General features: G+C 38.4%; 13 protein-coding genes. 9 read left to right on the top strand and 4 right to left on the bottom strand.

The window, feature by feature from the left end:
- Positions 1-286: 286 nt before the first annotated feature.
- From QZL64_RS03440 to QZL64_RS03430, 3 genes are read right to left on the bottom strand one after another with little or no spacing between them, the layout of a single operon-like run.
- Positions 287-1,039 carry a hypothetical protein gene (locus QZL64_RS03440; protein ID WP_021840620.1) on the bottom strand — a complete coding sequence of 251 codons (753 nt, stop codon included), beginning with the start codon at positions 1,037-1,039 and terminating at the stop codon, positions 287-289.
- Between the two features lie 60 nt (positions 1,040-1,099).
- The gene (locus QZL64_RS03435) at positions 1,100-1,366 is read right to left on the bottom strand and encodes a hypothetical protein (RefSeq protein WP_021840619.1); all 267 of its coding nucleotides are present in this window, start codon (positions 1,364-1,366) and stop codon (positions 1,100-1,102) included.
- Entirely contained in the window at positions 1,363-1,761 is a 399-nt protein-coding gene (locus QZL64_RS03430; RefSeq protein WP_021840618.1) for a helix-turn-helix domain-containing protein, read from the bottom strand. The genes QZL64_RS03435 and QZL64_RS03430 overlap by 4 nt, the downstream gene beginning before the upstream one ends.
- 139 nt (positions 1,762-1,900) lie before the next feature.
- On the opposite strand from QZL64_RS03430, the gene QZL64_RS03425 reads away from it, so the two are divergent.
- The 3 genes from QZL64_RS03425 (at position 1,901) to QZL64_RS03415 (ending at position 2,721) form a co-directional block, all read left to right on the top strand.
- Entirely contained in the window at positions 1,901-2,110 is a 210-nt protein-coding gene (locus QZL64_RS03425) for a helix-turn-helix domain-containing protein (protein ID WP_021840617.1), read from the top strand.
- 219 nt (positions 2,111-2,329) lie between these two features.
- Positions 2,330-2,548 carry a hypothetical protein gene (locus tag QZL64_RS03420; protein WP_021840616.1) on the top strand — a complete coding sequence of 73 codons (219 nt, stop codon included), beginning with the start codon at positions 2,330-2,332 and terminating at the stop codon, positions 2,546-2,548.
- Between the two features lie 2 nt (positions 2,549-2,550).
- On the top strand, positions 2,551-2,721 hold the full coding sequence (locus tag QZL64_RS03415; protein WP_021840615.1) for a hypothetical protein: 171 nt from the start codon (positions 2,551-2,553) through the stop codon (positions 2,719-2,721).
- Here QZL64_RS03415 and QZL64_RS03410 read toward each other — a convergent pair.
- The gene (locus tag QZL64_RS03410; RefSeq protein WP_021840614.1) at positions 2,718-2,882 is read right to left on the bottom strand and encodes a hypothetical protein; all 165 of its coding nucleotides are present in this window, start codon (positions 2,880-2,882) and stop codon (positions 2,718-2,720) included. The two genes, QZL64_RS03415 and QZL64_RS03410, sit on opposite strands and share 4 nt — an antisense overlap.
- A 57-nt stretch (positions 2,883-2,939) precedes the next feature.
- Between QZL64_RS03410 and QZL64_RS03405 the strand changes: the two genes are divergently transcribed.
- From QZL64_RS03405 to QZL64_RS03380, 6 genes are all read left to right on the top strand, one after another.
- Complete coding sequence (locus QZL64_RS03405; RefSeq protein WP_021840613.1) at positions 2,940-3,146, top strand: hypothetical protein; 207 nt, start codon at positions 2,940-2,942, stop codon at positions 3,144-3,146.
- A gap of 75 nt (positions 3,147-3,221) precedes the next feature.
- A complete protein-coding gene (locus QZL64_RS03400; protein WP_021840612.1) occupies positions 3,222-4,157 on the top strand; it encodes a YqaJ viral recombinase family nuclease in 936 nt (311 codons plus the stop codon).
- Between the two features lie 14 nt (positions 4,158-4,171).
- Positions 4,172-5,047: a recombinase RecT gene (locus QZL64_RS03395; protein WP_021840611.1), complete on the top strand. Its 876-nt coding sequence runs from the start codon at positions 4,172-4,174 to the stop codon at positions 5,045-5,047.
- 67 nt (positions 5,048-5,114) lie between these two features.
- Positions 5,115-6,017, top strand: coding sequence for a Lin1244/Lin1753 domain-containing protein (locus QZL64_RS03390; RefSeq protein WP_021840610.1), 903 nt, complete (start codon positions 5,115-5,117; stop codon positions 6,015-6,017).
- Positions 5,986-6,606, top strand: a complete 621-nt coding sequence (locus QZL64_RS03385; RefSeq protein WP_021840609.1) for an ATP-binding protein — start codon at positions 5,986-5,988, stop codon at positions 6,604-6,606. The genes QZL64_RS03390 and QZL64_RS03385 overlap by 32 nt, the downstream gene beginning before the upstream one ends.
- The coding region (locus tag QZL64_RS03380; protein ID WP_296309253.1) for a single-stranded DNA-binding protein at positions 6,603-6,889 on the top strand (287 nt) is incomplete at its 3' end. The genes QZL64_RS03385 and QZL64_RS03380, both read left to right, overlap by 4 nt.

The following is a 6,889-nucleotide window of genomic DNA, read 5'->3' as shown; positions in this document are numbered from 1 at the left end:
TGGGCTTCCTTTGCCGTTCTAAATGTGCCGACCGTCTTGCGGATCGCTTTACCGTCGTCAGTAAAACCGGTAGTAATAACTACCCTATAGGGCTTTCTAAGTGGCTTATGTGTCATTTTATAAATTGACCCTGTGCCGTTTGCTCTACGCATAAAAAAATCACGCTCCTTGTCTAATTTTGGGTATGGTTAATAGACTTAGAGCGTGTTATAATTATATTGGTGGTTGCAGCGCTCTAAGTGCTGTGCTTGTCCCTCATCCTGTTGGCGCAGGGTGGGGGTTTTTTTTATTTAAGTTTGCCGCCTAAGAGAGATAAATCATTTTCTAGTTGTAAGCCGGCTTTCATTTGCTCGATTGTAGCGGCAGGCACAACAAAATCTTCTTTATGTTGTTTACCCTGCATTCTGATTATAGGGTTCGTCCCTTCAACTAATAGTTTAATGCCCGGTTTTAGTTTATCAAATGGAACATCTAGCATTTCATATTTGCCGCCCATGACTACTTCCGTATGCTTGCCGCCACCGGATTGACCGGCAAAAGAATCGATATTATATTCCCATTTGCCTTGGTCGGTAGAGAAGATAAGTTTGTCCCAAAATACCCAGTTTATATCATCGGTAAAATGCACCAACGAAGCCCGCATAGTAACAGCCTTATCCTTTTCAATGGCATACCAATATAGATTGGTGGCAGGCGGTATTTTGCCTTCCCCCCAAGGTGCGTAAATTGTTCGTTTCTCCACTTGGTCATACTTTTGCGGTACATAACTCAAAATATTCATGGCGTCGGCATTCGCTGTATCCTTTTGCTTTTCTGTATCAACGCTTGATTGAGTGGTCTGTGGTGCATTAGTTGCCGAATTGGATTTATCCGATTCCGGCAGTGAAAGACCAATGCCCAACATGATAGCAAATGTAATTAATAAAATCCATTTACGCCGATGAACCTTTAAAAACGGTGCTACCTTGCCCGGTATAAACATCCCAATAACACACCACAATAATACTAATGCTCCAACGATACCTAAAAAATCATCCATTTTTCAAACTCCTTCCCTTAATGCACTTCTAAATACCTATAACTTTTTTTCAACCCTCCTTCATATGACATTCCAATAAAAATTTATATCCTCTAACTCTTGGTTGAGATAGTCGGATTCCCTAAGCATACGCTCCAATAATGACGCTTTTTCAAAACTTGAAAAGTCGTCTTTTTTTATGTGCGTTATTTCGTGCAATAACGCCTTTTTTGCCCGCTCTTCGCATAGTTTGTTATTGATAGCTATCGTATATGTTCCGTCATCGTTGGGCGTTGTTACGGCGTCAATGCCGGGCTCTAATTGAGTAATTATTATATTAACGTTCAATCATTACTCCCCTTTTCTTGCGATTTTAAAAACTTGATATATTCATATGTCTTTTTCATTGATTCTTTTGAGATGTCTTTTGCCGCAGAAAATAATAATTTCATTTCGGGATTGGTTCTAACCATTTCAGCATATTCGGCGGCGTCCGGATTGTCGTAATAGCCCTCTTGACCTTTATATTTATTCTCTATCAAATCAGCCTTTGAAACCTTGAAATAATTAGCTAGCATCTCGATTTTATCGATACGCGGATAATTCGTGCCATTCTCCCAGCTTGCAAACGTTGTATATGAAACGCCCAATGCCTTGGCAACGTCATTGCGCGTTTTGTTATATAAATTCATATAGAATTTTAAATTTTTAGAGAATATTGCTTTATTGCCCAAGTCGCTCATGATGTTACCTCCTTTGTGATTTAAATTTTACAGTAAAATTGTAAAAAAATCAATATAAATATGAAAAATTACAGTTTAACTATTGACACTACATTTAAACTGTAATAAAATTTATTTAGAAAGACAGGAGGTGAAAATCATGGAAACTGTCGACACTAGAAAATGGACGTTGAAAGCGGCACGCGTCAACAAAGGTTACAAACAAGAAGATGCCGCTAAATTGCTAGGGATTAGCGTTTATACCTTAATCAATTATGAATTGGGGCGTAGCTTCCCGGATGTTCCTGTAATTGAAAAAATCGAAAAAGTGTATGGTATTCCATATCATTTGATTAATTTTTTAATCTAAAATTACAGTTTAAATGTAATTTGATGATGTTATGAGAAAGAAAATAAAAAAGCCTGAGCCGGAATTAAATCCGGTTAAGGCGTTGGAATGTAAACGTAAGATTTGCCACCAATGCGGTGCAGAGGTAACCAACCGCAAAACCTATCAAATATATGATAAACATTGCGGTGTGATAACTGTATGTGATTTATGTCAAGTCAAAAGTAGGAGGTGAGAAGCATGAATACACAGGCGAGTGTAAAAGAGGCCGCCGGCATTCTTGGAATTAGTGAGCAAGCCGTAAGAATTGGCTTGCAACGTGGCAAGTTTGATATATTCGGTCGTGCCATTGACATGACAGGCAAGGGCAAACGGTTCAAATATGTCATATTTCGGGCGCCATTGCTTAAGTTTGTGAACGGCGATTGGACTGTTCAAGAAATCGGGAAGGAGGGGTAAAAATGGACGAAAAGAAAAGTCGTAATGATATCAGCTGGGGCGCAAGGTTTGAAATTAATGTAGAAATTTCGATTAAAGCGTCGAACTCTGACGCAATTGAAAAATGGATAAAAAGATTGGCGAAAATACAAAAAGAGTACAGCTGCAACTGCACTCTTAATGTTAAGGGTTAGTCTTCTTCATCCATTAACTCAATGAGTTTTTTGTAAATAACTTCTGTATACTCAGGTAAAGTTTCAGGGGTAACAGAGTTGGAATCAGCACTTGCTTTAGCTGTTACTATTTGTGCTGATAAATCTAAAGAAGCTTTTAAAATATCGCTTTTACGTATCATATAATCACCTCCCTTCGAGATGATTATAACACGCAGAATGAGAAGGAGGTGAGAAAAATGAGCGTAACGGGGTTATTAGTTAAGAGTTTCGCACTCGGTATGGCGTTTATGGCGTTATTGCTAGTTAGCTATTACTATATGAGCCTTAAGCCAAAGCCTGAAACCATGGACGAAACGCCTGAAATTAAGCCATACGCACCGCCAAAGGCGCGCGCCTATAATTGGGCTAAGGACAATCGGCACGGAGCATTTAAGGCAAAATAAAAGCCCTCAACCGGTGGCACGGTTAAAGGGCAAAGAAAATATCTCTATTAGTAGTATAGCACAGGAGAATCATAAATGATATACAAAAAGGTTTTTGATGCAAAAAAAGCTACAAAAGAAGATTGGTTGCGATTCAGAAAAACCGGTATTGGTGGCAGTGATATGGCTGCAATTATGGGGCTTAGTAAATGGAAATCGCCATTAGATATTTGGCTTGAAAAGACGACTGATGAAGTTAATGAAGAAGAATCACGCTTTATGTATTGGGGGAATAAATTAGAAGCATTGGTTGCTGAGGAGTTCTCTATTCGTACCGGATATAGTGTTCGTAACAATAACTACACATTGCAATCCATAGAGTATCCGTTTTTATTAGCTAATATTGACCGTGATATTGTAGGAATTGATGCGGGTCTTGAATGTAAAACGGCAAATGCATTTAAACGTGATGAATGGGAAGGCGATCAAGTACCGGATGCATACTATATCCAATGTCAGCACTATATGGCGGTTACAGGGTATTCCTCTTGGTGGATTGCTTGCTTATGCGGTGGTAATGAGTTCTTTTACAAGGAAATCCCAAGAAATGAAGACGTTATTACAGCCATTATTGATACGGCTCGAGAATTTTGGAACATGGTTGAACAGCGTATTATGCCGGCGGTAGATGATTCCGAACGCTGTAATAAATTACTTAAAGAAATGCATAAAACTAGCAATGGTAAAACGATTGATTTACCGGATACAGCAACAATTTTTATTGAACAGTACAAGTCAGCCGATAAAGTTGAAAAAGAAGCAAAGGCGTTAAAAACGGAAGCGCAAAGTCAATTATTTAGTTTGCTCGGTGATAATGAGCAAGGATTTGTAGATACGTATACCGTTAATTGGACGCAGGTGGCAGGACAAAAAACGTTTGATAAAAAGCGTTTTGAGACAGACTATCCGCAATTGGCAAAAGAGTACACAGTACAAGGCGAACCTACAAGACGCTTCAGCATTAAGGGATAAAGGAGAATACAATTATGGCAACAACGAGCGGTATCACGTTAAAAAATAACAGTCTTAAACCAGCTAGTAAAGAACCAGTTACATTGAGCAGTATGTTAGCATCTGAGGATGTAAAGAAACGTTTTAATGAATTACTAGGGAAGAAATCACCCGGCTTTATCACCAGTTTATTGTCAGTGGCCAACAATAACAAACTGTTAGCCAAAGCAGACCCCAAGACAATTGTTGCAGCCGGCGCCATGGCGGCTGCCTTAGATTTACCGATTAACCAAAATTTAGGATATGCCTATATTGTTCCGTATGGCGGTGAAGCACAGTTTCAAATGGGGTATAAGGGGTATATTCAGCTCGCTATGCGAACCGGCCAATATAAGACGATTAACGCTTGTGAAGTATATGAAGGCGAGATTGTTAACGAAAACCGTTTCACCGGTGAGTTTGAATTTGGTAATCGTACCGGTGATGAGATTATTGGTTATATGGCATACTTTAAGCTTATTAACGGCTTTGAAAAGTATATTTTTATGAATATGAAAGACATGCAAGCACATGCGCGTAAGTATAGCAAAAACTATAAAGGGGGTACTGATAAATGGGGCATTGCAGACTTTCATAGTATGGCAATTAAAACGGTACTTAAACGCTTAATCAGTAAATACGGTATCTTATCAATCGAAATGCAAGCAGGATTGACAACGGCAATGGAAACAGACGGTGGAATTATTAAAGACAATGACGGTAGATTAGAAGCCGACTTTGACACTATTGAAGTAGAAGGTACCTATGTTCATTCAGAAACAGGTGAGGTTATTGAAGATGCATATGCTTCAAATGAGTTAACTGAGGAAGAAAAAGCCGCTATTATTGCAGCTGAACAAGAAGAACAATAATTATATTTTGTATGGTATACGGTAAGTTGCTTTTATAGTAACTTACCGATATCCAAAAGGAGATTATATGAGTAGATCCCGAAAACCGGGCATTCGGTATTTTCCTTTGGATACGGATTTCTTTGAAAATAAAAAGGTAAGGAGACTTACTAGAGCATTCGGAGCAATTGCCGCCTCCGTACTAGTCAACCTGCTATGTACTATCTACAAAGATAAAGGGTATTACATGAGGTGGGATGATGAGACGCTGGCTTTTCTGGCTGATGAAATTGGTCTTAAAGTTGGCACTGTGCGAGAGATTGTCGTGAAGGCGATTCAAGTGGGATTCTTCGATGCGAATATGGCGAATCTATTTGGTACTGATGATATGAAGTCCAAAGGAGATTACAACGGCATACTTACTTCAATTGCGATTCAAGAGCAGTACTTTGATACATGCAAAAAATCAAAAAGAAGTGAGGTATGTTATGACGCAAGATTTCTGCTCATTTCTATGAAACCGTATGAAAAAATAGTTAACTCCGGAGAAAACTCAATTAACTCTGGAGAAAATGAAGTTAACTCGGGAGTAAGTACACAAAGGAAAGTAAAGGAAAGTAAAGAATATACTACTTCTACTAGTGAAGAATTAAAATCGCTTTTTAAAAATTATATTGAAAACGGATTTGGTGTTATATCCGGATTGTCTAAAGAGATATTGATTGATGATGCCAATACTTATAGCATAGCTTGGTGTAATGCAGCTATGGAAATTGCTGTATCACGCAATAAAAGAATGTGGGCATATGTAAGAGCAATATTAAATCGCTGGAATCGCCAATATAATTTGTCCGATAAACCTTGGGAGGTGGAAGCTGTTGAAGGACGCAAAAAATATAGTAGGCAATTTAAAGCTGATGTTGTTACAACTACAGACAAAAGCGGAGGAGCAAGCCAGATTGACTGGACAAACGATCCCGATCATTTCTAAACCAACAAATTGGGAATACTACGGAATATATAAACGATTTCAAAATGTTGAATTAGAAACTATGAATATAGCAGCTGAAAATGCAAATGCATTTGAAGTTATCAAAGAATACGCAAGTAATGTAGTCGAAAATCTCAATCAAGGATTAGGGCTTATTATTAAAGGTCCTGTTGGAACCGGAAAGACTACGGCTGCGATTGCCATTATGAAAGAAGCAGTTAAGTATAAGAAAAGCCCTTATTTTATATCTATGATTTCACTTTTAGATAAGTTGATGAGTTTTAGAGACCAAGAGGAGCGTTATGAATTTGAACAACGAATCCAAAACTGTCCATTATTAGTATTAGACGATTTAGGCGGTGAATACATTGGCAAAAATAAGGATGATAGTTGGATGCTTAAGCGCATCATGTCAATCATCGCCGAACGCCATCAGCGTTCAAAATCGATAATTATTACAACCAATTTACCAATTAAAGAATTAGCGGAACGATATGATCAACGTGCTATTGATAGAATACGTAGCACGAATCAAATCATAACATTGCTTGGTGAAAGTTTGCGAAAAGAAGAATGGAGAAAGTCATGAATTCAGTGCAGATATTAGGTAATTTAGCTCGTGCCCCTGAAGTACGCTTTACTAAAACAGGTAGGGCTGTAGCAACATTTAATGTGGCGGCTACCAGCGAATATGTAGACGGTAATGGTGAGGTCAAAGAGCAAACATCATTTGTTAATTGTGTTGCGTGGGGGAAGTTAGGAGAAGCTGTAGGCAACCTCAAAAAAGGAAACCGTTGTTTTGTAGAGGGTCGTTTAAATACCCGTTCCTATGAAGCTAAAGATGGGCAAAAGCGCTATATTACAGAAGTCAT

The organism is Veillonella sp. CAG:933, assembly GCF_000431435.1.
Lineage (GTDB): Bacteria > Bacillota > Negativicutes > Veillonellales > Veillonellaceae > Veillonella_A.
Note: the sequence above shows the minus strand (reverse complement) of the source record. Positions and strands in the feature narration are given on the sequence as shown.

Excerpts from the sequence above, each read along its gene's own strand:
- QZL64_RS03440 (WP_021840620.1), bottom strand. The coding sequence starts at position 1,039 with ATGGATGATTTTTTAGGTATCGTTGGAGCATTAGTATTATTGTGGTGT.
- QZL64_RS03395 (WP_021840611.1), top strand. The coding sequence starts at position 4,172 with ATGGCAACAACGAGCGGTATCACGTTAAAAAATAACAGTCTTAAACCA.
- QZL64_RS03400 (WP_021840612.1), top strand. The coding sequence starts at position 3,222 with ATGATATACAAAAAGGTTTTTGATGCAAAAAAAGCTACAAAAGAAGAT.
- QZL64_RS03405 (WP_021840613.1), top strand. The coding sequence starts at position 2,940 with ATGAGCGTAACGGGGTTATTAGTTAAGAGTTTCGCACTCGGTATGGCG.
- QZL64_RS03410 (WP_021840614.1), bottom strand. The coding sequence starts at position 2,882 with ATGATACGTAAAAGCGATATTTTAAAAGCTTCTTTAGATTTATCAGCA.
- QZL64_RS03390 (WP_021840610.1), top strand. The coding sequence starts at position 5,115 with ATGAGTAGATCCCGAAAACCGGGCATTCGGTATTTTCCTTTGGATACG.
- QZL64_RS03430 (WP_021840618.1), bottom strand. The coding sequence starts at position 1,761 with ATGAGCGACTTGGGCAATAAAGCAATATTCTCTAAAAATTTAAAATTC.
- QZL64_RS03425 (WP_021840617.1), top strand. The coding sequence starts at position 1,901 with ATGGAAACTGTCGACACTAGAAAATGGACGTTGAAAGCGGCACGCGTC.
- QZL64_RS03420 (WP_021840616.1), top strand. The coding sequence starts at position 2,330 with ATGAATACACAGGCGAGTGTAAAAGAGGCCGCCGGCATTCTTGGAATT.
- QZL64_RS03415 (WP_021840615.1), top strand. The coding sequence starts at position 2,551 with ATGGACGAAAAGAAAAGTCGTAATGATATCAGCTGGGGCGCAAGGTTT.